The sequence below is a fragment of the Allobosea sp. P4_E12 genome, assembly GCF_056401655.1.
The window spans coordinates 306,034-331,336 of the sequence record NZ_JBFUIY010000003.1; the positions used below are offsets into that span (position 1 = coordinate 306,034).

Genomic DNA, 25,303 nt, shown 5'->3' on the forward strand with positions numbered 1-25,303 from the left:
TCATGACCGATACCCTCGACGTCAAGATCGTGCTTGCCCCGCAGCACAAGCCGCGCCGGCGCTTCGCGCGTCCGGCCGGCATGAACGCCCTGGTCGTCGCGGCCGCGCTTCTGGCGCTCGTGCTCGTCCTCCTGGCGGTGCTCGCGCCCGTGCTTGCGCCCTTCGACCCCGACCAGCAGAAACTGCTGGCGCGGCTGCGGCCCCCGCTCGGTTTCGAGCGCGCCAATCCGGCGCATTGGCTCGGCACCGATCAACTCGGCCGCGATCTGCTCTCGCGCTGTCTGTACGGCCTCAGGCTGACGCTGGCGCTCGCGCTGTTTGGAACGCTGATCGGGCTCGTCATCGGCGTCGCGCTCGGGCTCGTCGCCGGGCAACTCGGAGGCCGGGTCGATGCGCTGGTCATGGGGCTCGTCGACATCAAGCTGTCACTGCCCTTCACGCTCGTCGCGCTGCTCGTGGTTGCGCTGGCGGGAACCGATGTCGCGGTGCTGATCGGCGTGCTCGGCATCGCCTATTGGGCCCATTTCACCAGGCTTGTGCGCGCCCAGGTCCTCGGCCTGCGGGAAATGCCCTTCATCGAGGCGGCCCGAGCCGCCGGAGCGACCCGCTGGCACATCGCGACCGTCCACATGATCCCCAATATCGTCTCGCCGGTCGTGGTGATGGCGAGCCTGAACTTCTCGAACCTGATCCTGCTGGAATCCGCCCTCTCCTTCCTCGGGCTCGGCGTCCAGCCCCCCACTGCCACGCTCGGCTCCATGGTCGGCCAGGGGCGCGACTACATGGCCTCCGCACCCTGGATCGTGGTGGTGCCGGCTGCGGCGATCGTGCTCGTGAGCCTCGCCGCCATGCTGCTCGGCGATTTCCTGCGCGACCATTTCGACGTGCGCCTGCGCGAACGCTGACGCGCCGCCTCCACCTTGCCTGCCGAACCACCTTCGCTCGAACCGAAAGGGCTGAACTGATGCTCAAGACCTTGCTGAAGACCGCGCTCGCCGCCGCGCTCGCGACAACCGCCCTGACCGGGCTTGCTCGCGCCCAGGAGCTCAAGGTCGGCGTGCAGAACATGGCGCCCTGGCTCGATCCCGGCCGCGATTTCTCCAATGTCGGCTCGCAGTTCTATTTCAACGCCTTCGACCCGCTGATCGGCAAGGACGCCACCCGCGCCGAGAGCGTCTGGCAGCCGGGCATCGCCACGAGTTGGAAGCAGGTTTCTCCGACCGAAATCGAACTCAAGATCCGCCAGGGCGTGACCTTCCACAACGGCGCTCCGATGACGGTCGAGGATGTGGTCTTCTCCTTCGACCGCATCATCAACGCGAGTTTTGCGCCCTATAGCGTGCGCAAGCGCGACACGCTGCCCAACATGGCCAAGGTCGAGGCGGTCGATGCCGAGACCGTGCGGATCACCGCGACGAAGCCCGAACCGCTGTTCGAGACCCTGCTCAATGTGCAGCAGGGCATGATCGTACCTAAGAAATACATCATGGCCCTGACGGGCGATCCGAACGTCGCCGAGCCGGCCGATTTCGAGGCCTTCGCGCTGAAGCCCGTCGGCACCGGCCCCTACAAGATCACCGAATTCGTGCCGAACCAGCGCCTCGTCTATGAGCGCTTCGAAGGTTTCTGGGGCGAGAAGGCGCCGTTCCAGAAGGTCACGGTGCAACGCATCCCGGAACTCTCGGGCCGGCTGACGGCCTTGAAGAATTCCGAGGTCGACCTGATCACCAATGTCCCGCCGGACCAGCTCGAGCCGATCGACTCGGACGCGAAGCTCAAGGTCGAGGGCATGCAGACGCCGCTCTTCCACGTCGTCATCTTCAATACGCAGAACCCGAAGATGGCCCATCCGAAGCTGCGCCAGGCGCTCTCCTACGCCATCGACCGCAAGACGCTGAACGAGGCGCTCTGGTTCGGCAAGGCGAAGGTGCCGACGAGCCATAGCTTCCAGCAGTTCGGCCAGCTCTACATGCCCGAGCTCGCCACCTTCGAGTACGATCCCGCCAAGGCCAAGGCCCTGCTCAAGGAAGCCGGCTATGACGGCACCCCGATCCGCTACGACGTTCAGGCCGCCTACTACACCAATGGCCTGCTCGCCGCGCAGGCGATCCAGGAGATGTGGGCCGCCGTCGGCGTCAAGACCCAGCTCAACGTCACCGAGCAATGGACCGGCTCCGATCCGACCATGATGGCGCGCGCCTGGTCGAACCCGATGTATTTCCCGGATCCCGCGGGCGCTTTCGGCATCATGTGGGCTCCGACCGGCAATTCCGCCTCGGAAGGTCGCTTCAAGGCCGACGACGCTTATGTCGCGCTGTGGGAGCGGTTCCGCTTCTCGACCGACCTCGGCGAGCGCAAGAAGGCCTATGCCGATCTGATGCAGGCGATCAAGAACGACCCGCCGGTGCTGCCGCTCTATCAGCCCTACGAGTCATACGGCATGAAGCGCTCGCTCGCCTGGCGGCCCCTGCCCGGGCACATCCCCTATGTCCTCGACTTCCGTGCGGGCCGCGTGACGCTCGCCGCCCGCTGAACCAACCGGGAGGGGTCGGCCCGCGCCGGCCCCTCCGTTTTCGCCCTCGTCCTTCGCATCGTGAGCCCAGCCATGGCCAAGCCCCTTCGCCCAGCCCCCCTTCGCCTCGCAATCGTCGCCGATATCCATCACGGTGAGAACAGCTTCACCAAGATGGGCAGCCAGGCCCTGCCGCTCATGGCCGAATTCCGCCGCTTCGTTGAGGACGCGAAACCCGATGCCGTCATCGATCTCGGCGACCGCATCTCGGACCGCGACCATGCGACCGACCTGCGACTGGAGCAGGAGGTAGCGGATGCATTTTCTGCCATCGCCGCGCCGCGCTTCCATCTCTGCGGCAATCATGACCGCGATCATCTGAGCGTCGCCGAGAACGAGGCCATCCTGCGCCAGCCGCTCGGCCATCGGACCATCGATCTGGGCGATTGGCGCCTCGTGCTCTGGGCGGCGGATTCACGGATCCACCGCCCGGGCGGCTTCATCCTGACCGAGGCCGACCTGCTCTGGCTCGCCGCCACCGTCAACGCCGCCGATCGCCCGCTCGCGATCATGAGCCATGTCCCGCTTTCCGGCCACGCCCAGACCGGCAACTACTATTTCGAGCGTAATCCCGAATTCTCGACCTATCCCGGTGCCGAGCGCGCACGCGCCGTGCTGCGTCAGGCCCGGGTTCCGGTCGTCTGCCTCGCCGGACATGTCCACTGGAACACGCTGACGATCGTCGACGGCATCCCGCATCTGACGCTGCAATCGCTGACCGAAAGCTTCACCACCCTGCCGCAGCCAGCGGGCGCCTGGGGGCTGCTGGAGCTCAGCGCGACGATCGCCTGGACGGTCCATGGCAATGACCCCTTCGTCGCGAAACTCGATGCCGCCGACACGCTTCGGCGCTGGATGACGCCGTTGCAGCCCTTTTCGGAGCATCCGGAACTGCGCCGCCGCCATCCTTCGCTGGCGGCGGAGTGACCGACGATACGATCGTGCCGACAAGCGACAGGCCAGACTGACTGCGCCTGTGCTAGAGAGCGGCATGGGAGCGGCCATGGCACAGATTGCGAATGATACGCGCTTTTGGAACCGGGCCGCGCGGAAGTACGCCGCCGGTCCGATCGCGGACATGGCAGGCTACGAGCGCACGCTGGAGCGCACGCGGCATTATCTTGGGGGCAGCGATACGGTCCTCGAATTCGGCTGCGGCACGGGCACCACGGCGCTGAGGCTCGCGCCTCATGTCGGGCGCATCGTGGCGACGGATATCTCCGGCGAGATGATCGCGATCGCCCGGGGCAAGGCCGAGGCCGCAGCTTGCGGCAATGTCGCGTTCGAGGTCGCGACGCCGGCTGCGATCTCGGAGCCTGACGCGACATTCGACGTCGCGCTGGGGTTCAATGTCCTGCATCTGATCACGGCGCGGGAGGCTGCCCTGGCCGGCGTCCATCGGCTGCTGAAGCCGGGCGGGATCTTCATCTCCAAGACGCCATGCCTGTCTGAGATGAACCTGCTCCTGCGCCTCGTCGTGCCCCTGATGCAGCGCCTCGGCAAGGCGCCCTCAGTCAGCTTTCTCAGCACGGACGAGCTCGAACGCGAGATCGCGGCCGCGGGGTTCGAGATGATCGGGCGCGAGCACCACGCCTCGCGCGGCCGGGATGCCCGGCCGTTCCTCGTGGCACGGAAGCGCTGACGCCCCGCGGAACGAAGGCCGGTCGGAACCCGGCCGCTTTCACATCTGCGGAGTTCGAGCGCCTGCCCCAGCGCGACCATCCGCAGCGGCCGACGAGCATGAGCTTCAGGTGCAGATTATAGCCGGGTCCCCCTCCCGGCCGAGCGCATCCGCGCCGCTTCAAACCTGTCGACCGCAGCCTCGCTTGCCTGGATTCGGTCGTTGGATTCTCCGGGCGTCCCGGCAGCGCGCAGGACACCGTGCCGACAACAAAACTTCTGCGCCATCCGATAATCGGAGAGGATCTCTGTCGATATCGCCGTGCATTTGAAGACCTTTTCCGGATAGCGCACGCTAATTTGGCGCCATCCCAATGTTCTCGAAGGCAAAGGCGTTGCTTCCATGAGTCTGTTCGCTTTGATCCGCTGGCCGGTCTTGGCCATGTCGGCAGCGTTGATCTTTGCAGGTCCTCAGAAATCAGCCGCAGCCGAAACGCTGACCATCGCGCAAGGAAACGACATCCTTTCGCTCGACCCGGCCAATCACGGCAATAACAGCACCGAGTCGGCGCTGGTGAACATCTACGATTACCTGGTCAACAAGGATTTCAGCCAGGGACAACTGCGCTTCACCCCGCGTCTCGCCATCTCCTGGAGCAGCGATGACAATATCCATTGGACGGTGAAGCTGCGCGACGACGTCTACTGGCACAACGGCGACAAATTCACCGCGCAGGACGTCAAGTTCACAATCGAGCGGTCGCAGCAGGACAAGAAGCTGATCAGTTCCGGCAAGTTCCGCCGGATCAAAGCGGTCGAAGCCCCCGACGACACGACCCTGCGGATCGAAACCGACGGGCCCGATACGCTGCTGCTGCACGCCTTCGTCGGCAACGGCGCCGGCATCCTGCCCAAGGCGGCGTTCGAGAAGGCGGGCAAGGACGAGTTCTTCAAGCAGCCGGTCGGCACCGGGCCCTATGTCTTCAAGCAATGGGTCAAATCCGACCGCGTCGTCCTGGCGAAGAACCCGCGCTGGTGGGGCGGCACGCCGAAATGGGATGGCGTCGTCATCCGCTCGATTCCCGAAACCACGACGCGCGTGGCCGAGCTCCTGACCGGCGGCGTCGATATCGCCGTGAACGTTCCGCCGGAAGACATCGCGCGCCTGAACGACAACAAGGGCACGCGCGCCATCACCTTCGACATCGCGCGCAACCTCGCTTTGCATGTCCGCACCGGCAAGGACCGCGTCACGGGCGATCCGCGCGTCCGCGAGGCGATCGACCTCGCCATCGACCGCAATGCCATCGTGCAGCAGGTGCTGGAAGGGCATGGCGGGGCGACGCGCGGCTTCTTCCCGCCGGCGATCCCGGGCTTCGCCCCGGAGCTGAGCCGCGACATCCGCTTCGATCCGGAACGCGCGAAGGCGCTGCTGCGCGAGGCGGGCTACAGCGACCGCAAGCGTCCCGCCATCAAGATCAGCACGCCGAGCGGCCGCTATGTGAAGGATCGCGAGATCGTCGAGGCGGTCGCCGGCTATCTCGAGGATGCCGGCTTCCGGGCGCAGGTCGAGGTGCTCGACTGGACCGTCTACAACAACAAGGTCGTCGGCGACGGTTTTGGCGAGCTCTATCTCTGGGGCATGGGCTCCTACACCGATGCCTCGACCCTCTTCGTCGACAATTTCAAGCGTCACTACGACTGGTCGGACGAGAGTTTCGAGAAGCTCGCCGCCTCCGTTCGCCAGGCGAAGAGCGAGGCCGACCGCATCGCCATCTCGCAGCAGGGCCAGCAGATCGTCGCCGAACAGCGCGTCCGCATCGGCCTGCTCTTCCCGCAATCGATCTACGGCGTCAGCGATCGCATCATCTATACCGGGCGCTTCGACGAAATGATCGCGGCCGAGGACGTCTCGCGCCCATGAGCGGACGCTCTCCCCTCAAGGCGCTGCTGCAATTCGTGCCGGTGCTCTACATCGTCTCGCTGATCGTCTTCGTGCTGGTCTATCTGACGGGCGATCCTTCGGCCCTGCTGATCCCGGAGGATGCAAGCGAAGACGATCGCCTCACGCTGGTCGCGGCGTGGGGGCTCGATCGGCCCTGGTATGTCCAATATCTCCGCTACATGGGCAATATCCTGACCGGGGATTTCGGCGTCTCCTATCGCTACGGCACCGATGCCCTGCCGGTCGTGCTCGAACGCATTCCCGCAACCCTGACGCTGACGGCGGGCGGCCTCGTCGTCGCGATCCTCATCGCCCTGCCGACCGGCATCTTCGCTGCGCTCAAGCGCAACAGCATGCCGGATTTCGCGATCTCCGCCGTGACGATCCTCGGCAAGGCGATGCCGAATTTCTGGGTCGGCATCATGCTGATCCTCGTCTTCGGCGTCTGGCTCCGGCTGGTTCCGGTCTCCGGCAGCGGCAGCTTCGCGCATCTGATCCTGCCGGCGCTGACGCTGGGCACCGGCTTTGCCGCCGAGCTGACGAAACTGATCCGGTCCAGCCTGCTGGAAGTCATGGGCCAGGACTATATCCGGACCGCCCGGGCCAAGGGCGTGCCGGAGTTCCTCGTCATCCTCCGCCATGGCCTGCGCAATGCGCTGATCCCGGCCCTGACCATGACCTCGCTCCATGCCATCGCGCTGCTTGGCGGGGCTCTGGTCACGGAAACGGTGTTCTCCTGGCCGGGTCTCGGCCAGCTCGTCGTGCAGGCGGTCTACACCAAGGACATGGCGGTCATCCAGATCGCGGTGTTCGTCATCACCATCATGGCTCTGACGATCAACCTGACGACGGACGCCCTCTACCGACTGATCGATCCCCGCCTGCGGCATTGATCGGCCCGAGATGAAAACGATGCAGATATCCCTCCCGCTTCCCCGTATCCCGCGCCTGCCGCGCGTGCTGCGCTCGCTCCTGTCGAACAAGGCGGGCCTCGCCGGCCTTGCCATCGTCGCCGCCATCGCCGTCACCGCGCTGCTGGCCGACCATCTCGCGCCGCTCGACCCGCTGCGGCGGAATCTTTCGCTGAAGTTGCTCCCGCCGGCCTGGCTCGAGGGCGGCAATCCGCGACATCTGCTGGGAACCGACAGCCAAGGGCGGGACCTGCTCAGCCGCATCATCTTCGGGGCGCGCACCTCGCTGACGGTCGGCGTCGCCGCCGTCGCCCTCTCCAGCCTGATCGGCCTTTCGCTCGGCCTGCTCGCGGGCATGGCGGGCGGCAGGGTCGATGCGCTGGTCATGCGCGTGATCGACGCGATGCTGGCGATCCCGACGATGCTGTTCATGCTTGTCGTCGCCCTCGTCGCGGGAACCGGGCTGGTGCCACTTATCGTCGTCATCGCTGCGACCAACTGGGTCGGCTGCGCCCGGATCGTCAGGGCCGACGTCCTCAGCGTGAAGGAAATGGACTATATCGCGGCGGCGCGGTCGATCGGCGCGCGCCCGCTCGGCCTCATCCTGCGGCACATCCTGCCCAATATCCTGTCCTCCTTCGTGGTCGTCTCGACCATGAATGTCGGCACCGTCATCCTGGCGGAATCCTCCCTCAGCTTCCTCGGCTTCGGCATCCAGCCGCCCGAGATCTCCTGGGGGCAGATGCTGAGCGAGGGACGCCAGTACCTGGCGACCAGCTGGTGGGTTGCGACCTTCCCCGGCATCGCGATCACGCTGACCGTGCTCGGAGTCATACTGCTCGGCGACTGGCTGCGCGACCATCTCGATCCGCGCCTCGATTGAGCGCGGCCCCCTCCGTTCACTTGCCTGAGAACTCCATGACCATCGTCGACCAGAACGCACGCAAGCCCCGCAGGCTCCATCTCGGCCTGTTCCACCAGCCGATCGGCCGGCATCCGGCGGCGTGGCGGCAAGACACCGCGCAGGGCCATCCCGAGGATATCGACTGGGCGATCCGGATCGCCCGCAAGGCCGAGGAAGGACTGTTCGACATGTTCTTCGTGGCGGACAACCTGGCTGGCCCGGAGCCCGGCGCGCAGGGCAAGGCCGGTGGGCTCGAGCCCCTGACCCTTCTCTCGGCGCTGGCGGTTGCGACCTCGAAGATCGGCCTCGTCGGCACGATCTCGACCAGCTTCGCCGAGCCTTACAACGTGGCGCGGCAGCTCGCATCGCTCGACCATATCAGCCATGGCCGCGCCGGCTGGAACGTCGTCACCACCCAATCGGACCGGGCGGCCGAGAATTTCAGCCTCACTGCCCTGCCCGATCACGCCGCCCGCTATGAGCGCGCAGGGGAGTTCGTGCAGGTCGTACGCGGCCTCTGGGACAGCTGGGCCAATGATGCCCTCATCATGGACCGGAAATCCGGCACGTTCCTCGATACGCAGCGGGTGCGCCTGCTTGCGCATAAGGGCGCGCATTTTTCCGTCCGCGGGCCGCTCAACATCTCGCGGCCGCCACAGGGCCACCCCGTCATCATCCAGGCCGGCTCCTCGCGCGACGGCATCGGGCTCGCGGCCGCCGAGGCGGATCTCGCCTTCACGGCACAGGACACGATCGCCGACTCCCACGTCTATCGCGAGGCGCTGAGCGAGGCAGCGAAAGCCGCCGGACGCAAGGCACCCAGCCTCCCGATCCTACCCGGAATCATGCCGATCGTCGGGCGGACCGATGCCGAGGCGCGCGAGAAATTCGCGGCGATGCAGGAGCATACCGACATCGCCGCCGGCATCCGCCAGCTGTCAGGGCGCTGGGGTTATGACCTGTCCGGCCATCCGCTCGCCGAGCCCGTGCCGGAGCCGGGCGAACGCATCCATGGYGAGAGCCGGGTGCGCCTGCTCCTGAACAAGGCGCGCGCCGAGAATTACACGCTGCGCGAACTCGCAGCGCTCGCCATCGCCTCCCATGGCCATCGCATCATCATCGGCTCGCCCCAGACGATCGCCGACGACCTGCAATCATGGTTCGAGCAGGGCGCTGCAGACGGCTTCAACCTGATCCCAGCTTCGATGCCCGACGGGCTCGACGATTTCGTCGATCTGGTGATCCCGGTCCTGCAGGAACGGGGATTGTTCCGCCGACATTACGAGGAAACCAGCCTGCGCGAGCGCTTTGGCCTCGACCTCCCCCGGCTCGCCGCATTCACGAACTGAGCGGCCGGCGCCGAGGCGCGCTGATCGCGAGGCGGATAAATTCCTTCCGTCTCGCCCGCTCATTGGGGAACCATAGATTTCCAAATCACCCTCAGTATAGCCAAATATACTTATTGTACTGACAGCATTGATTGCACAAACGGTTCAGATACGAATGCCGTGGGCGCTTATTCCCGCTCAACGCCAAATTCCGGAACCGTGCCATGACTGACTTGATCGTGCGTTCGTCTCCCTTCGATGGGAAAGCAGAGGTTTTGATCGAAGGGCTTGTTGCCGAGTACGACGGCCGATACGGGGCCAATAGCAGGCCAGGCGGCGCGCGCACCGAGATCCTGCGCTACCCTCCAGAGGCCTTCGCCCCGCCTTTGGGAGATTTCCTGCTCCTGCGGCGCGGCGACGAGACCATCGCGGGCGGCGCCTTCATGAGCCATGACGACGAGACAGCCGAGCTCAAGCGCATCTGGACGCGGGACGATCTGCGGCGGCAGGGGCTGGCACGGCAGATCGTGCTCGCGCTCGAAGAGGCGGCGGCCGAGCTCGGCTACACCCGGGCCTATCTCACCACCGGGTTCCGGCAGCCGGAAGCGACGGGCCTGTATCTGTCGCTCGGCTATCGGCCGCTCTTCGACACGACAGTCGACCCGACGCTCTATCGCTCCCTGCCCTTTGAAAAACATATCGGGGCGAAGGCCGGCACCGCCGGCAGCACAGCGATCTATCCCCCGGCCGCATCGCTCGACGAAGCGACGGCCCGCGTCGCCATCGTCAAGGCCGAGCAGGAGGCGAAGATTGCGGCCAGGCTGGCGGCTCATCGCGCGGCGACGACACAGGTAGCAGCGGCTTGAGCGGCGCAGACGCAGTCTCGCCGGCAGCATGACGCTGCACGCCGCAGCGCCCGCCAATCAGGGGCAAGCGGCTGCCGAACATTTGCGACCGGCCATCGCGCCGGTCTTCGGTGGCATGCGCCACCTCTCCTGGGAGTGAGAGCATCATGGGAACGCAGAACGACCACTTTGCAGCGCTGGTCGGCAACACGCCGCTGCTGGAGCTGCGGCGCTTTGCGGAAAGGCTGGAGATCGCCTCCCGCGTCTTCGCGAAGATCGAGTATCTGAACCCGGCCGGCAGCATCAAGGACCGCACGGCCTGGGGCATCATTCGCGAGGCCGAGGAGAAGGGGGCGCTGAAGCCCGGACAGCTCATCGTCGATCTCACCAGCGGCAATACCGGCATCGGCCTCGCCGCCTTGGCAGCGGCCCGCGGCTACCGCTCGAAATTCTACCTCCGCAACACGATCAGCGAAGACAAGATCAGGCTGCTTCACCAATACGGCGCCGAAACCGTCCTGATCGACAACAGCGTATTCCTCGAAACCGGCGCCATCCACGCGATCATCGACCGCGTCCGCCGCGAGAATCCCGATGCGTATTACACCAATCAGCGGGGAAACCCGGCAAACCCTCGCGTTCACTACGAAACGACCGGGCCGGAGATCTGGCGCGAGACCAAGGGCGAGGTCGACATCTTCGTGGCCGCGGTCGGTACCGGCGGCACGATCTCCGGTACCGGCCGCTTCCTGAAGGCGCAGAAGCCCGGCGTGAAGGTCGTCGTCGTCGAGCCCGGCGCGGCCTCGATCCCCTCGGCCGAGACGCCCTACCCCGACAGCATCGAGGGCGTCCATAAGGTGACCGATGTCGAGGTCGCGTACCTGCCCGAGAATTTTGACGCTGCCGTCGTCGACGAGGTCATCGTGACCGACACGGCGCAGGCCCGCGAGTTCGCCCGGGCGCTGGCACAGGAGGAAGGCATCCTGGCGGGCACGTCGTCGGGAGCGGTGCTGTTTGCCGCCGCCACACTCGGCCGGCGCCCCGAAAACGCCGGCAAGACGATCGTCGCCATCGTTGCCGATAGCGGCGAACGCTATCTCAGCCCGCCCAAGCTCGGCCCCACCGTCGCGCAGACGGAAACGGCGAGCCCGCCCTCGCTCCCGGTCGCCGCTGCAGCCTACTAGGATTCGGGGCGGCGGGATTTGAGGAACCTGATTTTCGTCACCACAGCCCCGAACAGGAACAAATCATCGCCTTTCCGCAATCAAAACGCACAGTTTGTTTCATTGATACAAATAATCATCTGAGCAATAATCTTGAACGTGAAGAGTAATCCTAACGTCTTCACCGCGGGATTTGCTGGAGTAGCTTGCGCCGCGTCAACAACGCTAAAAGCACCACGATCGCTCGTGGGCTCCTCTCTTGCTTTGGAGACGCGAATGCCCTTCCCGCTTGAACTGACAACGATCGGCCGGCAGCCCCCTTGCCGTCGAAGGCTATGATTTCGGAATTTTAGGCGGGCGCTCGTCGCTGCCGCGGACAGAACCGCGACAGCGGTCTCCCGATGCATCGGCCCTTGAAGCGGGACGCGGTCTTGCCGCTGCCCGAACGACCTCCCCCTGGATTTCGTGATGTCTCCGATGCGCCGTTCTCCAGCGGCGCAGCGGCCGGGCGAACGCGCGAAATCGAGGCAAGCCCCTCTCCCCAGCCCTTTCCCATCCGCGAGCCGCCAACCATGTCCGACCTCACCGAATACCTCGCCCAGAAGCGCGACGCCCTGTTGCGCCGCAAGGCTCATGCCCGCACGCCGGAGGCCCGGCCGCAGCGGCTGCAAGCCCGGGCCACGGCCGAAGGGCGCAGCGGCGTCCGGCGCATCCGGATCCGCGACTTCCAGGTCGTCAGCGACAGCCCGCCGGATTTCGCCGGCTACGATCTCGGCCCGAGCTCGCCGGAACTGCTGCTCGGCGCGCTGTCCAGCTGCCTGACTCACACCTACCTGATCCAGGCCGCCGACCAGCAGATCGATCTGCGGGATGTTTCCGTCGAGGTGCAGGGCCAGCTCGATCCCCGCGCCGGCACGCCCGGTTTCGAGACGGTGCCAGTTTACCCGCACGACCTCTCCTACACGGTGCGGCTGACCACCGATGCAACCGATCTGGACGCCCTCAACGCCGCAGTCGAGCGCTTCTGCCCGATCCTGAACCTGCTCCGGCGCGGCACGGATGTGCATGGAACCGTCGAACGCGTCCCGGCCAGCCGCGCCGCCGCCTGATCTTCTCGCCCCCCCGGCACGTAGCCGCTCACCGCAGCGGCAAAGGAGCGAATATGAGCCTTGTCACCAGCCAGCCCACCCGCCGCGCGCTCCTGCGCGGAGCCGCCGCACTCGCCGCCGCACCGCTTGCCGGTCTCGCCGGGCATCACGCCTTCGCCCAGGCCGCACCGCTGGCGCAGCGCCAGACGATCAAGCTCGCCTGGGGCCAGACGGCCGTCTGCCAGTCGCCGATCTCGGTCGCGCTGAAGCAGGGCCTGTTCGAGAAATACAACATCGCGGTCGAACCGGTGAATTTCAGCGGGCCGACAGATGCCCTGCTCCAGGCGATCGCCACCGGCCATGCCGATGGCGGCATCGGCATGGCGCTGCGCTGGCTGAAGCCCCTCGAACAAGGCTTCGATGTCGGCCTGACCGTCGGCACCCATGGCGGCTGCATGCGACTGCTCGTCGCCGAGAATGCCGGCATCGGCAGCCTGAAGGACCTGAAGGGCAAATCCGTCGCCGTCACCGACCCGGCAAGCCCGGTGCGCAACTTCTTCGCCATCCGCCTCGCCGAGATCGGCCTCGATCCGGAGAAGGATGTCAGCTGGGTGCAGTACCCGCAGGACCTGTTCGGCGAAGCGCTGAAAAAGGGCGAGGTCCAGGCGCTGGCCGGCGACGACCCGCATCTCTATCTCATCCGCGAGCGCGACAAGCTCGTCGAACTCGCCACCAATCTCGAGGGCCAATACGCCAAGTCGACCTGCTGCGTGCTCGGCCTGCGCGGCGCCCTGATCCGCGACCAGCCCCAGGTCGCAGCTGCGGTCTCCCGCGCCATCGTCGAGGCCCAGGCCTGGACCGCGGCCAATCCCGACAAGACGGCCGAGATCTTCGCCCCCTTCGTCCCGGCAAAGGTGACGCCCGAGACGGTGGCCGCGATCCTGCGCAGCCACACGCATGACCACCACTCCACCGGAGCGGCGCTGCGCGACGATGTCGCGCTGTTCACCGAACAGTTGAAGCTCGTCAACGTGATCCGCAAGAGCACCGACGCCAAGGCCTTCGCGCAGAAGATCGTGCCCAATGTCGCCGTTTGAACAGACAGGCTCCGCGGCAACCTTCGACCGGCCGCCCCTGCAGGTCGATGGCTGGGTGCTGGCGCGGGGCGCCCTTGCCGCACTGGCCTGGACCGCTGTCGCCGCGTCCGTCACCCTGCTCGCGAACAGGAAGGTCGGCTTCGCCGAACCGCTCTATGTCGACCAGACCAATCTCGGCCTCGTCGCATGGGCGGTCCTGCTGGCGATCGCCACGACGATCGGCGCCGTCTGGCCGCCGCTCGGCTCGCGGCTCGGCCGGGCTGCGCCCTGGCTCGTCGTGCTCGCGCTCTTCGTCGGAATCTGGGACCTGCTGACGGCCAAGCTCGGCCTGCTTCCGGTGCCCTTCTTCGCGCCGCCCTCCGCGCTGGTCGAGGTCTATGCCGAGGACTGGCCGCGTCTGGGCGAAAGCGTGCTGCATTCGCTGCGGCTGCTCGCGCTCGGCTTCGCGTTCGGCACGCTCTCCGGCTTCGTCACCGGCGTCGCGATCGGCTGGTCGCGCGGGCTCGGCTATTGGGTCCACCCGGTGCTGCGCTTCCTCGGGCCGATCCCGTCGACCGCGCTGCTGCCGATGTCCTTCTTCTTCTTTCCCTCGAGCTTTTCGGCGGCGATCTTCCTGATCGCGCTCGCCACCTGGTTCCCGGTCACGGTGCTGACCTGGTCCGGCGTCGCCAGCGTCGACAAGGCCTATTACGACGTCGCCCGCACGCTCGGCGCCCGCCGCTCGTTCCTGATCTTCAAGGTCGCGATCCCGGCCGCCCTGCCGCATGTCTTCGTCGGCCTGTTCATGGGGCTGGGCGCCTCCTTCTCGGTGCTGGTGGCGGCCGAGATGATGGGCGTCAAATCGGGCCTCGGCTACTACCTGCAATGGGCCCAGGGCTGGGCCGCCTATGCCAACATGTATGGCGCGCTGATCGTCATGGCGCTGATCTTCTCGAGCCTGATCACGCTGCTCTTCGCCGCGCGTGACCGGCTGCTCGGCTGGCAGAAGGACGTGGTGAAATGGTAGCCGCTCCACTCACATTCGCTGCCGATCGCACCGCGCCGACCGCGCGGGGAGCCGATCTCGCGATCGCCGGTGTCTCGCATGCCTTCGATCTCGAAGGCCGGCCGCTGCCGGTGCTCGACGATATCGACCTCGACGTTCGGGCCGGCGAATTCGTCGCCCTGCTCGGCCCGAGCGGTTGCGGGAAGTCGACGCTGCTGCGGCTGGTCGCCGGGCTCGAACAGCCCTCGCGGGGCCGGATCTCAGCCGCGGGAGAGTTGATCACGGCGCCCGACCCGTCCCGCGTCGTCGTCTTCCAGGACCCGACGCTCTATCCATGGCGCACCGTCTGGAGGAATGTCGCCCTCGGGCTGGAGGCGCGCGGCCTGCTCGCCGCACAGAAGAGCCGCGTCGACGATGCGCTGCGGACGGTCGGTCTCGCCGGGTTCGAACGGGCCTTTCCGCGCCAGCTCTCCGGCGGCATGGCGCAGCGCGCAGCTCTGGCGCGGGCGCTCGTCAATGATCCCAGCGTGCTGATCCTCGACGAGCCGCTGGGGAAGCTCGACTCTCTGACGCGGATCGCGATGCAGACCGAGATCGCAGAGCTCTGGCGCCAGCGCGGCTTCACCACGCTGCTCGTCACGCATGACGTGGAAGAGGCGCTGTTCCTGGCCCAGCGCGTCATCGTGCTGAGCGAGCGCCCCGCCCGGATCAAGGCCGAGATCGTCAACGACCTCCCCTATCCCCGCCATCGCGGCGACCCGCGCCTTGCAGAACTGCGCGGCCAGGCTCTCGCCCATCTCGGGCTCGACGCCAGCTGGTGATCGCCAGGCGAAAGCCCTCTCTCCATCACAGGACCCTGTTCATGTCTCGCGTCACCGGGCTCACGCTCGCCCTCTCTCTTGCGGCCTCGACCTTCGCCGCCTCGCCAGCCTTCGCCCATGCCCATCTCAGGACCGCCTCGCCGGCCGAGGGCGCGACGGTCGCCGCCCCGGCCGAGATCGTGCTCGGCTTCACCGAGGCCCTCGAGATCAAGCTCAGCAGCATCACCGTGCGCGACGCGCAGGGCCACGAGGTCCAGCTCGCGCCGGCGGAAGCCGTGGCGGGCGACGGCAAGGCGCTGAAAATCCGCCTGAAGGCGACGGCGCCGGGCCCGTACACGGTCGAATGGGCGGCGACCTCCGTCGATACCCATCGCGTCGCCGGGCAGTACCGGTTCACCGTCAGGCCCTGATGTGACTGCCTTCATCGAGGCGGCACTGCCGGCGATCCGCTGGCTCCATCTCGCCGCCTTGCTGTCCAGCCTCGGCACCGAAGCCTTTCGCCTGCTGGCGTGGGGACGACTGGGCGCCGCGCCCGAGGCTACCTCGTTGCTGCGAAGGCTGGCCCGGTTCAGCCGGGCCGGCGTCGTGCTGTCCCTTGTCAGCGGCGGCGCCTGGCTCTGGTTCCAGGGCAGCGCCATGCTGGGGAACGCCGTCGCGAGCCGGGAGGCGGCGCTCGCCATCCTCCAGACCCTCTTCGGCGGGACCTTGCTGCTGCGCCTCGCCCTGCTGGTCGTCTCGCTGTGGATGCTGCACAGCGAGGGACGCGGCCGCTGGCTCGCCCTGCCCCTTCTCGCTGCCGCCGCCTTCCTGCAAGGCGGGCTCGGCCATGGCGCAGCGACTGAGGGCTGGGTCACGATCGCCCTTGGCCTGCATGTCGTGGCTGCCGGGCTCTGGCTCGGCGCGCTGCTGCCGCTGCTCGCGACGTGTTTTCTCCTGCCCTCGCAGGCGGCTGCCATCGCACGCCGCTTCACGCCACTCGGCCTCGCCTGCGTGCTGACGCTCGCCCTCACCTCGCTGATGCAGGTGCAGGCGCTTCTCGGCACGCTGGCGGCGACGCTCGGCACGAACTACGGGCGGCTCGCCTTGCTCAAGCTCGTCCTGTTCGCGGTTCTGCTCGGGATCGCGAGCGCCAACCGCTTCCGTTTCGTACCGCAGGCGGAGGCCGGCGGGTCGATACGCGGGTTGCGTCGCTCTCTCGCCCTTGAGGCGGGGGTCGGGCTTGCCATGGTCGCGGCTGCCGCCGCGCTCGCAAGCCAGCCGCCGGGTATCCACGAACAGCCGGATTGGCCCTTGCCGCTGCGACCTATTCCGGGCCTGTGGGACGATGCCTATCTGCGCGACGGGCTCCTGCGCCTGCTCGGCCCGATCGCCATCACGGCCGCGCTCTTCATCCTAGCCGTCGTGCTGCGCAAGCTGCGCTGGCCGGCGCTCGCGGCTGGAGCCGCAGCACTGGTCTATATCCAGGTGCCGCCATGGCGCCCCTATGTCGTCGCCGCGGTGCCGACGAGCTTTCAGCTCTCACCGACCGGCTATTCCGCGCGCTCGATAGCGGCCGGTCGCGCGCTGTTCCAGCGCGACTGCACGAGCTGCCATGGCCTCGACGCGCGCGGCCGCGGGCCGGTCGCGGTCGCGCAGGCGGTCTGGCCTCCGGACCTCTCGGCGCCGCTGATCGCGGGCCGCCCGGGCGGGGAGCTGTTCTGGTCGATCCGCCACGGCGCCGGGCCGATGCCGGCGGCAACCGGGCTCGGCGATGCCGAGATCTGGGCCTTGATCGATTTCATCCGGCTGCGCGCCGGCGCACGCATCTATGACCGCTCCGAGATGCGCTTTGCCGGGGCCGCCCGCATGCCAGGTTTCGTCGCCGGCTGCCAAGAGGGCGTCATCCTGGCTCCGGGCGATGGTCGGGTCCTGCGCCTGTGGATCGAGGGCACGACCGCGCAGGTCCAGGCTGACGGCGCGGCGGCCCGCTGTCCGGTCGAGGACCCGGAGCCGCTGGCCACTGCGCTCGCGGAACTGACCGGCGGCGGAGAGCCGCCCGCGCAGGTTCTGATCGACGCCAATGGCTGGCTGCGGCGGGCCTTCGGGACCGATGCCAACGCGTCACCCGATATCCTCGCCACCGAACTGAAGCTCATTCGGGAGCAGCCCTACGATGGCTCCAGCCATCACTAGCGCGTGGGCGTGGGCGCCACGCGAATGCGCGGAATGCTGGCGCACCAGCCAGGGAGCGCAGCAGAACGCAACGGATCCACCAAGAGCGCCCGTACGCGACAAGCCCGACTTTCTCCGGGCAGAAGCCGCCGGTACACGGCCGGGTTGCTTGACTCCCCAATCGCAGAATGTTCCATCTTTGTTCTCATTGAGAGAATGAAATATGCCAGACGATCAGGGGACCATCACGGTCATCACCGATCAGGATATCGACGCGGTGCTCTGCGAGGCCAAGGGCGACGCGCGCGAGGCGATCCGCATGCTCCTGCATGATCTCGCAGTCCTGGCCGCCGACGCCGAGCGGCTGGTCTCGAAGGGTTTTGTGCGCCGTCGCGCGCCGTGGAAGAGGATCGGATGATGGTGACGCGCACACAGAGGCATTTCTCGCCCTATGACGCGGAGAAACTCCTCGCCCTGGTCGAGAGCGCCCGGCGCGAGATAGGGCAGTATCAGGCGACGGTACCGCTCAACTCAGCGATACACACGGCACTGAAGGCTTTCAGGGATGCCGCGACCTTGCTCGCGGTGAAGGCCGACCCAAAGTTTTGCACCTAGCAGCCAAAGTTTTGTTCGAGCGATGGCTGCTCCGCCTGTGAGAAGTAAGCACACGAATAAGTTGTGCTTCCGCCGCTGATGCAGCGGGACCCTAGACCGCACGCTCCCCCCGAGCGTGCGGATGTCGCGCAAGGAACAAACCGGGATCATTTCCCTGCGAGTAGGAAACCTTCGCCCCGAATGAGCGCTCTCTCCTCTTCCAGGATCGCCGAACCACAAGACTGGCAAGCCTTCGAGCGGGCGTCCGAGGTTCTATGGACCGAGGCGCTCGGAAGCGAGGTGACCATGCTCGGAATCTCCGGACAGGAGCAGCATGGAATCGACCTGACCGGATACCCGGCATCCCTGCACCAAGGAGTGGGCGCCGTGTTCGTCGGCGCCGGCGTATCCATGGCTGCTGGGTATCCATCCTGGGCTTCGCTGTTGCGAGAGATTGGCGAAGAGCTCGGCATTAGGTCGAGTGACGTCCACGACTTGGCCGCCCTCGCCCAATGGCACATCAGCGAAAGCGGAGGAGCCACGCGCGTAAGAAACGTGATCAAGCTAGAGATCGGAAAGGATCTTCCGGTGCCAGAAACGGCCGAGATTCTGGCCCGCCTGCCAGTTCGACACATCTGGACAACCAACTACGATCGCTTGAGCGAACGAGCTTTTGCCGCGATAAATCGCCCGCTTGATACAGTGTCGGGCGCGAACGATCTGAGCCTGAAGGCAACTCCAGGCGCGGCTCGCCTCTACAAGATGCACGGCTCGGTCGATCGCCTGGACGAGATCGTCATATCGACCGACGACTATGAGCTGTACCGCTCCAAACGAGGCGCGTTCCTTCCTCTTTTGCAGGCACATCTCAGCAGCATGTCCATGCTGTTCGTCGGACTCAGCCTGACGGATCCGAACGTCCGGCACGTGCTCTCGCTGATCCGGGAGAGCTTTACGGAGGCGCTGCCTGAGCACTTTGCGATCGTTCGGCCTCCCAAGCGCAGCGACTTCGATACTCCGGAGAAATACGACGCCCGGGCAGCCCAGCATCGGCTCTGGGCCAAAGATCTGAGCCGATACGGTCTGATTGCTGTCGAGATCGACGATTATGAAGAAGTGCCTGGCCTGCTTCGCGAGATCGAACGCAGAGTCGCGGCCCTTCGGGTCTGGATCAGCGGGAGTTGGCCGCTCGAGGGCAGCGCCGTTCCTACTGATATTTATCACCTGGCAGAACGCGTCGGGCACCTGATCGCCACCACCGGCCGCGACTTGGTAACAGGCTCGGGGCTGTTAGTCGGACCGGCCTCCATCGCAGGCTTTCTGGACGCTCTTCGCGACGGAGGTGGATGGGACATCGATCGGCGGCTCATTGTTCGCGCATTTCCGCAACCTGTCAGCGGAGGCACTGATCACGTACGGTGGTCCGCTCTCCGCGCCGAACTAGCCAGGCAAGCTGGCATCGTCATTTTCCTAGGCGGCGCGAAGATGCGTGATGGGAAAGTCACTGTGGCAGATGGTGTTCTCGAAGAATACGAGCTTGCCAAAGTAGCAGGCGCCTTTTTGCTTCCAATTGGCGCGACAGGCGGCGCGGCCGCGCAGATCGCTGAGACGATACGGGGCTCGGCACTTCCCGCAACTGGTTCTGCGCCACGCCGACCGACCGATGAGGAGATTCAAGCACTCGCGGACCCAAGCGCCACTCCGGCGCAACTTCTTTCAGTGGTGACTGCCGTGTTGAAACGGCTGGGGCGCTGCAACTGAAACTCTTGAGGAACCGGAATGGTCCCATTCGTAACACGCGATGAACTGAGATCGTTCGCTTCGAAGAGATCGCTTGCAACATTCGCGGTGCACTGTCCGATGGTCGAGGTGTGACCCAAGGCGGACATTGAGCGCGTCCGCTTCCGGGCAGGCAGCTTGCCGCAGCCGAAACGGCTCGGCTTCGGCGAAAGCGTTAGGCGATAGGATCATTCTTCTATCGTCGCCTCTTTGGTCTCAGGCTCAAGGCTCGTGGTGTCCTCCATTGCGGGATGCAACGTTTGATGCATCTTGCGGCTCCAGCCAGAGCATTCGACCCTGCCCATTCTAAACGTCCGGCCGGGCTTACGCCCCCACCTGAGGATCTCATCGAGTACGGCCCGTTTCGTATGTCGAAGCGGCACTCCGGCATTCTGCATCGGCAACGTTGAGATCCAGTCGATCCAGCGTCCGGCGATACTATCGGTCGAGGCCAGTGCTACTGGGACCTCTACCCATGGTTGAGGTTGCGACTCAGGTTGAAAGCTGCTTAGTGGTGGCAACGACTTGCGGATAGATTTTGCTATGATGTGTTCGTCATAGTTGAAGCCATTGCGGGATTATCAGCTCCTCAAGAGATGATATGACCCCACTAAGGAAATCCCCAATAACGCCAAACAGCGTAGGAGTATCCGCAAGTCGTACCATGCCTATCGTTTCACTGGAATTGCTGCGCCTGAAAGAGGCAAAGGATCTTGCGGGGGTTGCCCGCGTACTGGGGCTGAAGCCGCCCCATCTGTCGTATATTTTGTATGTGCTTCGACCGGACGAGAAGTATGAGACCTTCTCGATACCCAAGAAACGCGGCGGCTTTCGGGAAATCAGCGCTCCTGATGACGGTCTCAAGGACATCCAGCGACGCCTGGCCGACGTACTGCTCCGGATTGAGTTCGAGCAGGAGGCGGACCATCGCAAACGAGGCGCGGTGATTTCTCACGGCTTCAAGACCGGCCTGTCGATCGTTACCAACGCCACGAAGCATCGGAACAAGCGGTTCGTTTTCAATCTCGACTTGAAGGACTTCTTCCCCTCGATCAATTTCGGTCGGGTGCGAGGGTTCTTCATTGGGAACAAGAACTTTGCCCTGACGCCGGAAGCGAGCACCGTCGTGGCGCAGATCGCGTGCCACAATAACGTCCTGCCTCAGGGCAGCCCCTGTTCGCCCCCGATATCGAACCTCATCGCGAACATTCTGGACATCCGGCTCAACCGGCTGGCGCGAGAATGCCGCTGCACTTACACGCGCTACGCCGACGACATCACCTTCTCGACGAATGAGCGAGAATTTCCGAGCCGAATTGCCGTTTCGAGCGGTGAGGCTGGCAAGTGGGAAGCGAGCGATGAGCTCGTTCAGCGGATTGCCAAGGCCGGGTTTCAGATCAATCCCGGCAAGACCCGGATGCAGTATCGCCGGTCGCGTCAGGACGCGACGGGGCTGGTGGTGAACAAGAAGGTCAACGTACCGGTCGATTTCTATAAAGAAACGCGCGCCATGTGCGATCGCTTGTTCTGGGGTAAGGAGGCGTTCCGGGAGGACGGAAGCGGCACCGTCGCCATGAACGAACACAGGGTCCGCGGGCGCCTGGCTCACATCTACAGTATCAGGCGCCTCTCCGAGCCGGCAGATTCCGGAGGTGGCAACGGTGAAAGGCGGCCGGCCTATGAGCGTCTGTATGCCCGGTTCCTGAACTACGCGTCATTCTGGGCTTTGTCGAAGCCCTTGATCGTCTGCGAAGGCAAGACGGACAACATCTACATTCGCAGCGCAATGAAGGGATTGCGAGCGAAGTTCCCTGATTTTATCGAGGGGAGTGGGGACAACGAGAGGTTCATGGTGAACTTCTTCAAGTACGGTAAGCTGAGCAAATCCGTTCAGGATCTGTCGGGTGGCAGCGGGCAGCTGAAAAACCTGGCCTATCAATACGATGATCGAACGAATGGGTTCAGAGCGGATCCCAAGCACCCCGTGATTATTGTGTCGGATGCCGACAAGGCTGCCGACAAACTGTTCGAGGCATGCAGGAAAAAGACCAAATACAAGCTGCTTGGCTCGGAGAAGTGGTTCTATCTCGGTCGAAATCTGTACGTCGTGCCGATCCCGCATACAGCCGGGGTATATTCCGAGATCGAGGACTTGTTCCAGGACGACCTGCTGGCGAGGAAAATCGGCGAGAAAACGTTCGATCGCAGCAATAAGGAGGAGGACGGCGAGACCTTCTATTCGAAGTACACGTTCGCAACGGAGATCGTCGCTCCGAAGGTCGAAAGCATCAATTTCGAGCGCTTTGAGGGGCTGTTGCAGGCAATCCTGGACGTCATGGACGACTATTCGAGAATGGCCTCGGCCGCGCCGGCGTTGGAAAGCTCCGCGGCCTGAAGCTCCATCGCCAGCTACGGCAAAGGGCGCCTTTTGGCGCCCGGCTTCTCACCAGCCCTCATTTTCGGCGATCGAAGTCGCCAATCTGCTCTGTGGTTTGGAATGTCGGCTTCCGGACAGCGCCTATTTGACTTTCAGACCTCGGCTGAAAGAACTAGGGCTGTCTTCCTGGTTGGATGCGCCCCGGTGCTCCCGCCCTGGTAGTATGCTGGCGGACGAAATTAATGGGTTGGGGCATGAGCATCTTGAACTTTCTGGGCCTTGGTGAAGAGGAGCCTCCGCCGAGCATCAATGCAGTGTTTCAGCAGATCACGCGGCGCGCCGAGAGATTGGACCCGCAGCAGCAGGCGCAAACCTTTGTTTCACTAGGCGGAATCGAGAACACGCTGCTCAATGCTGACAACCGGGTAATCTTCGGTCGACGCGGCACGGGTAAGACTCACGTCCTCGCCCACGTTGCGGAGGCTGCGCGGAAGGGCGGCAACCTGCCGATCATGATCGACCTGAGGACGATAGGGTCCAACAGCTATCTTTACGCAGACGAGAGCCAGCCAATCGCGTACCGGGCCACGCTTCTGCTCCGTGACCTCATTACTGCCATCCACGACAGCCTGCTGGACGCCGCCACGGCGCCGGGCAGCGTCGTGGACGTGCGCAGGATTTCGCCTTTCATCGATAAGCTTGGCGGCGCAATCAAGGAGGTCGTCGTTCGCGACACCGTCGAGCGGAAAAGCGGTGACAAAGACGGAAGTGAGACGGTGTTTGCCGGCGAGGTCGCCCTAAAGGCGTCTTCGCTCGGGGGCGAAGGCTCAAGCAAGATTTCGGGCTCGCGGAAGGTCTCGGGAGACCATTCGACAGAGGTGGTCGAAAAAGGCCATACGCGCCTTTCCGTGAACGTTGGAAGCTTGCATCGAACGTTAGCCGATATCGTGGAGCGGGCGGGCTGCCGGATCTGGATTTTGATCGACGAGTGGAGCGTCATCCCAGAGACGCTTCAGCCCTACCTGGCGGACTTCATCAAGAGGACGCTCTTCACACACCGGTCCTACACAGTGCACATTGCGGCGATTGAGCAGCGCGCCAATTTCCGGCTCGGCGCCGGTGCCGGATCTATCGGTATCGAGCTTGGATCGGACGCCTTTGCGGACGTCAACTTGGACGACCATCTGGTCTTCGAGAACGATCCGCAGAGATCGGTCAAGTTCTTTCGTGACTTGATGTATCGGCATTTCCAGCTCATGGGCGCTAAGTCGTTTTCGAAAATTCGAAGCGCAGAGGAGCTGGTCATCCTCGCGTTCACTCAGGATTCCACGTTTCGCGAGGTTGTCCGGGCCTGCGAAGGCGTTCCCAGAGACTTGATCAACATCCTGCAAATCGCGGCCTCTAAGGCACAGAACGCAAAGATCTCGATCCCGCACATCCGCGACTCGGCTAAGGACTGGTACGACCGGGACAAGGCGAGCTACGTCAACACGAATCCCGAGGCCGAAGCCCTACTCCTCTGGATCATCCACTCAGTAATTGGAGAGCGGAAAGCGAAAGCGTTTCTCGTCCGGAGTGATACAAAAAACGAGATCCTCGACCGTCTATTTGACGAGCGGATTATGCACATTGCGCGTCGGTCCTATTCGACGAAGGAGGAGCCGGGCGTCCGGTACAAGGTCTGGAAGCTGGATTACGGCTGTTACGTCGACTTGATCAATACCTCGAAGGCGCCTACCGGCTTCCTCACCGAGAACGTGGACGTGATCGAGGACAGCTTCGCGGTACCGGAGGACGACTTACGGGCCATTCGCCGTGCGGTGCTGCACCTCGACGAATTCGAGGCCAGCAGGATCCAAGCTCTGGCAGCAACCGAGGCCTCCTCCCAGCCCCTGCTGATCACGGATAAGGCTAAAGGCGAGCCCTCCGATTTGCTGTCCCGATAACCAAATCCAAGAGCTAAATCGGGTTTCAACGCCGATTTTTATTGGAGGGGCGCGTCAGAGCCACGCGGGGTCTTGAAGCGAAAGCTGCCGAGAGACTTGCTTGAGTCCGCTTGCCGGCAGGCACCCGATGTCTGCATTGGCGCGATCCGGGCAAGTTCGGTGTTGGCGACCAAGGACTGCAATCCACCCTTCTCAGACGTTGGTGGCGAGCCGCAGCACTTCCGGAATCGGACCCATTGCTGACTCTTCGGCCCCGTGCGAGTGCAGAGCCCGGATGTTGGAACGAATGAAGCACTGGGCACGCCGACTAAAGCGTGATGTCGTCGCGCCATGGATTGCTGCCCGCGATCCGCGAACACCGTGGCTTGCGAAGGCGGTTGCGGCAGCAGTGGCGGCCTACGCCCTGAGCCCGATCGACCTGGTTCCTGACTTCATTCCGATACTCGGCTATCTGGACGACTTGCTGATCGTACCGGCTGGAATTGCACTGGCCGTCCACATGATCCCTTCGGCAATCATGGCCGACTTCCGGAAGCAGGCGGACGAGCGCGCGCATCGTCCGCGCAGCGTCGTAGCGGCTGCGGTCATTGTTTTCGTCTGGGTGTTGGGCCTAGCGGCAGTTGGCCTTTGGGCTGCACGGCATTTCCCCTAACCACCCTGTTGCAACCTTCGTAGGTCTGCAAATGGAGGGGCTGATGATCCACGGGAACCTACCGGGGGCGTCCACGCGTCATCGAAACTCTTGGGTCGAGCAGCCCTAAACCTCTCGGTCTCAGGCACTTACGGTACCCTCAGTGGCCTTTGCTACCTAATGCCGGAATGTCCCCTCAGCCTTTCGGCTGCGCCCTGCGAGTACATCGGATTCTCTGCTTGCCGCTCCATCTATATATCCACTAGACTGGATATACGGAATCCGTATCAACCATACTGGCGCTCGCCGCCTTAGCGCAGCAGACCCGCCTCGACGTGTTTAAGGAGCCGAAGCAGCGACCGATTCGCGCCGACGGTCGCCGATGGCTATTCCCCTACCTCGACCGCTGGATACGCGATCATTTCATCCCGCCTGCCCTCTTGGAAGCCGAAAGCGAAGGCGTCCGCCTGCCGGGACCTGGAGGGTGCGGTCGGTCAGGCCTCGACCGCCGGCGCTCGTAGAAAATCTGGAGGCAACAACACCAGG

22 protein-coding genes are annotated in these 25,303 nt (G+C 64.6%); all 22 read left to right on the forward strand.

Translation table 11 applies throughout. The annotated features are described in order from the left end of the window. The first annotated feature begins 2 nt into the window (after positions 1-2). The 22 genes from AC1DW9_RS05270 to AC1DW9_RS05375 all read left to right on the forward strand — a co-directional run bounded on the left by AC1DW9_RS05270 (position 3) and on the right by AC1DW9_RS05375 (position 24,778). Positions 3-905, forward strand: coding sequence for an ABC transporter permease (locus AC1DW9_RS05270; RefSeq protein ID WP_441506697.1), 903 nt, complete (start codon positions 3-5; stop codon positions 903-905). Between the two features lie 59 nt (positions 906-964). Beyond that, positions 965-2,533, forward strand: coding sequence for an ABC transporter substrate-binding protein (locus AC1DW9_RS05275; protein ID WP_441506696.1), 1,569 nt, complete (start codon positions 965-967; stop codon positions 2,531-2,533). 72 nt (positions 2,534-2,605) lie between these two features. Beyond that, entirely contained in the window at positions 2,606-3,499 is an 894-nt protein-coding gene (locus AC1DW9_RS05280) for a metallophosphoesterase family protein (protein WP_441506695.1), read from the forward strand. A 76-nt stretch (positions 3,500-3,575) separates the two neighbouring features. Then, entirely contained in the window at positions 3,576-4,214 is a 639-nt protein-coding gene (locus AC1DW9_RS05285; protein WP_441506694.1) for a class I SAM-dependent methyltransferase, read from the forward strand. Between the two features lie 381 nt (positions 4,215-4,595). After that, complete coding sequence (locus AC1DW9_RS05290; RefSeq protein ID WP_441506693.1) at positions 4,596-6,116, forward strand: ABC transporter substrate-binding protein; 1,521 nt, start codon at positions 4,596-4,598, stop codon at positions 6,114-6,116. Further along, complete coding sequence (locus tag AC1DW9_RS05295; protein ID WP_441506692.1) at positions 6,113-7,030, forward strand: ABC transporter permease; 918 nt, start codon at positions 6,113-6,115, stop codon at positions 7,028-7,030. Before AC1DW9_RS05290 ends, AC1DW9_RS05295 begins: the two co-directional genes overlap by 4 nt. A gap of 19 nt (positions 7,031-7,049) precedes the next feature. Then, positions 7,050-7,931 carry an ABC transporter permease gene (locus AC1DW9_RS05300; RefSeq protein ID WP_441506691.1) on the forward strand — a complete coding sequence of 294 codons (882 nt, stop codon included), beginning with the start codon at positions 7,050-7,052 and terminating at the stop codon, positions 7,929-7,931. 35 nt (positions 7,932-7,966) lie between these two features. Next, positions 7,967-9,301 (forward strand): LLM class flavin-dependent oxidoreductase, encoded by a 1,335-nt coding sequence (locus AC1DW9_RS05305; RefSeq protein WP_441506690.1) that lies wholly within the window; start codon positions 7,967-7,969, stop codon positions 9,299-9,301. Positions 9,302-9,504: 203 nt separating this feature from the next. After that, the gene (locus AC1DW9_RS05310; protein WP_441506689.1) at positions 9,505-10,146 is read left to right on the forward strand and encodes a GNAT family N-acetyltransferase; all 642 of its coding nucleotides are present in this window, start codon (positions 9,505-9,507) and stop codon (positions 10,144-10,146) included. 146 nt (positions 10,147-10,292) lie between these two features. Then, the gene (locus AC1DW9_RS05315; RefSeq protein WP_441491108.1) at positions 10,293-11,309 is read left to right on the forward strand and encodes a PLP-dependent cysteine synthase family protein; all 1,017 of its coding nucleotides are present in this window, start codon (positions 10,293-10,295) and stop codon (positions 11,307-11,309) included. A 410-nt stretch (positions 11,310-11,719) separates the two neighbouring features. Further along, positions 11,720-12,397: an OsmC family protein gene (locus AC1DW9_RS05320; RefSeq protein ID WP_476853756.1), complete on the forward strand. Its 678-nt coding sequence runs from the start codon at positions 11,720-11,722 to the stop codon at positions 12,395-12,397. A gap of 53 nt (positions 12,398-12,450) precedes the next feature. Then, positions 12,451-13,473 carry an ABC transporter substrate-binding protein gene (locus AC1DW9_RS05325; protein ID WP_441506688.1) on the forward strand — a complete coding sequence of 341 codons (1,023 nt, stop codon included), beginning with the start codon at positions 12,451-12,453 and terminating at the stop codon, positions 13,471-13,473. Then, positions 13,460-14,479, forward strand: a complete 1,020-nt coding sequence (locus AC1DW9_RS05330; RefSeq protein WP_441506687.1) for an ABC transporter permease — start codon at positions 13,460-13,462, stop codon at positions 14,477-14,479. Before AC1DW9_RS05325 ends, AC1DW9_RS05330 begins: the two co-directional genes overlap by 14 nt. After that, positions 14,473-15,279, forward strand: a complete 807-nt coding sequence (locus AC1DW9_RS05335; RefSeq protein ID WP_441506686.1) for an ABC transporter ATP-binding protein — start codon at positions 14,473-14,475, stop codon at positions 15,277-15,279. Before AC1DW9_RS05330 ends, AC1DW9_RS05335 begins: the two co-directional genes overlap by 7 nt. Positions 15,280-15,320: 41 nt before the next feature. Further along, positions 15,321-15,689: a copper homeostasis periplasmic binding protein CopC gene (gene copC, locus AC1DW9_RS05340; protein WP_441506685.1), complete on the forward strand. Its 369-nt coding sequence runs from the start codon at positions 15,321-15,323 to the stop codon at positions 15,687-15,689. A 1-nt stretch (position 15,690) separates the two neighbouring features. Beyond that, a complete protein-coding gene (locus AC1DW9_RS05345; RefSeq protein ID WP_441506684.1) occupies positions 15,691-17,451 on the forward strand; it encodes a CopD family protein in 1,761 nt (586 codons plus the stop codon). 202 nt (positions 17,452-17,653) lie between these two features. Then, complete coding sequence (locus AC1DW9_RS05350; RefSeq protein ID WP_441491101.1) at positions 17,654-17,848, forward strand: hypothetical protein; 195 nt, start codon at positions 17,654-17,656, stop codon at positions 17,846-17,848. After that, a complete protein-coding gene (locus tag AC1DW9_RS05355) occupies positions 17,848-18,045 on the forward strand; it encodes a hypothetical protein (protein WP_476776169.1) in 198 nt (65 codons plus the stop codon). Before AC1DW9_RS05350 ends, AC1DW9_RS05355 begins: the two co-directional genes overlap by 1 nt. A 180-nt stretch (positions 18,046-18,225) precedes the next feature. Continuing rightward, complete coding sequence (locus AC1DW9_RS05360; protein ID WP_476776170.1) at positions 18,226-19,785, forward strand: SIR2 family protein; 1,560 nt, start codon at positions 18,226-18,228, stop codon at positions 19,783-19,785. Between the two features lie 682 nt (positions 19,786-20,467). Further along, positions 20,468-22,198 (forward strand): retron Ec67 family RNA-directed DNA polymerase/endonuclease, encoded by a 1,731-nt coding sequence (locus tag AC1DW9_RS05365; RefSeq protein ID WP_476776171.1) that lies wholly within the window; start codon positions 20,468-20,470, stop codon positions 22,196-22,198. Positions 22,199-22,434: 236 nt separating this feature from the next. Continuing rightward, positions 22,435-24,126 carry a hypothetical protein gene (locus AC1DW9_RS05370; RefSeq protein WP_476776172.1) on the forward strand — a complete coding sequence of 564 codons (1,692 nt, stop codon included), beginning with the start codon at positions 22,435-22,437 and terminating at the stop codon, positions 24,124-24,126. A gap of 286 nt (positions 24,127-24,412) precedes the next feature. Beyond that, the gene (locus AC1DW9_RS05375; RefSeq protein WP_476776173.1) at positions 24,413-24,778 is read left to right on the forward strand and encodes a YkvA family protein; all 366 of its coding nucleotides are present in this window, start codon (positions 24,413-24,415) and stop codon (positions 24,776-24,778) included. The last annotated feature ends 525 nt before the right edge of the window (positions 24,779-25,303 follow it).

What these genes read in the sequence shown, in the direction of transcription:
- AC1DW9_RS05270 (WP_441506697.1), top strand. Translation starts at nt 3, where the DNA reads ATGACCGATACCCTCGACGTCAAGATCGTGCTTGCCCCGCAGCACAAG.
- AC1DW9_RS05275 (WP_441506696.1), top strand. Translation starts at nt 965, where the DNA reads ATGCTCAAGACCTTGCTGAAGACCGCGCTCGCCGCCGCGCTCGCGACA.
- AC1DW9_RS05280 (WP_441506695.1), top strand. Translation starts at nt 2,606, where the DNA reads ATGGCCAAGCCCCTTCGCCCAGCCCCCCTTCGCCTCGCAATCGTCGCC.
- AC1DW9_RS05285 (WP_441506694.1), top strand. Translation starts at nt 3,576, where the DNA reads ATGGCACAGATTGCGAATGATACGCGCTTTTGGAACCGGGCCGCGCGG.
- AC1DW9_RS05290 (WP_441506693.1), top strand. Translation starts at nt 4,596, where the DNA reads ATGAGTCTGTTCGCTTTGATCCGCTGGCCGGTCTTGGCCATGTCGGCA.
- AC1DW9_RS05295 (WP_441506692.1), top strand. Translation starts at nt 6,113, where the DNA reads ATGAGCGGACGCTCTCCCCTCAAGGCGCTGCTGCAATTCGTGCCGGTG.
- AC1DW9_RS05300 (WP_441506691.1), top strand. Translation starts at nt 7,050, where the DNA reads ATGCAGATATCCCTCCCGCTTCCCCGTATCCCGCGCCTGCCGCGCGTG.
- AC1DW9_RS05310 (WP_441506689.1), top strand. Translation starts at nt 9,505, where the DNA reads ATGACTGACTTGATCGTGCGTTCGTCTCCCTTCGATGGGAAAGCAGAG.
- AC1DW9_RS05315 (WP_441491108.1), top strand. Translation starts at nt 10,293, where the DNA reads ATGGGAACGCAGAACGACCACTTTGCAGCGCTGGTCGGCAACACGCCG.
- AC1DW9_RS05325 (WP_441506688.1), top strand. Translation starts at nt 12,451, where the DNA reads ATGAGCCTTGTCACCAGCCAGCCCACCCGCCGCGCGCTCCTGCGCGGA.
- AC1DW9_RS05330 (WP_441506687.1), top strand. Translation starts at nt 13,460, where the DNA reads ATGTCGCCGTTTGAACAGACAGGCTCCGCGGCAACCTTCGACCGGCCG.
- AC1DW9_RS05335 (WP_441506686.1), top strand. Translation starts at nt 14,473, where the DNA reads ATGGTAGCCGCTCCACTCACATTCGCTGCCGATCGCACCGCGCCGACC.
- copC (WP_441506685.1), top strand. Translation starts at nt 15,321, where the DNA reads ATGTCTCGCGTCACCGGGCTCACGCTCGCCCTCTCTCTTGCGGCCTCG.
- AC1DW9_RS05350 (WP_441491101.1), top strand. Translation starts at nt 17,654, where the DNA reads ATGCCAGACGATCAGGGGACCATCACGGTCATCACCGATCAGGATATC.
- AC1DW9_RS05355 (WP_476776169.1), top strand. Translation starts at nt 17,848, where the DNA reads ATGGTGACGCGCACACAGAGGCATTTCTCGCCCTATGACGCGGAGAAA.
- AC1DW9_RS05360 (WP_476776170.1), top strand. Translation starts at nt 18,226, where the DNA reads ATGAGCGCTCTCTCCTCTTCCAGGATCGCCGAACCACAAGACTGGCAA.
- AC1DW9_RS05365 (WP_476776171.1), top strand. Translation starts at nt 20,468, where the DNA reads ATGCCTATCGTTTCACTGGAATTGCTGCGCCTGAAAGAGGCAAAGGAT.
- AC1DW9_RS05370 (WP_476776172.1), top strand. Translation starts at nt 22,435, where the DNA reads ATGAGCATCTTGAACTTTCTGGGCCTTGGTGAAGAGGAGCCTCCGCCG.
- AC1DW9_RS05375 (WP_476776173.1), top strand. Translation starts at nt 24,413, where the DNA reads ATGAAGCACTGGGCACGCCGACTAAAGCGTGATGTCGTCGCGCCATGG.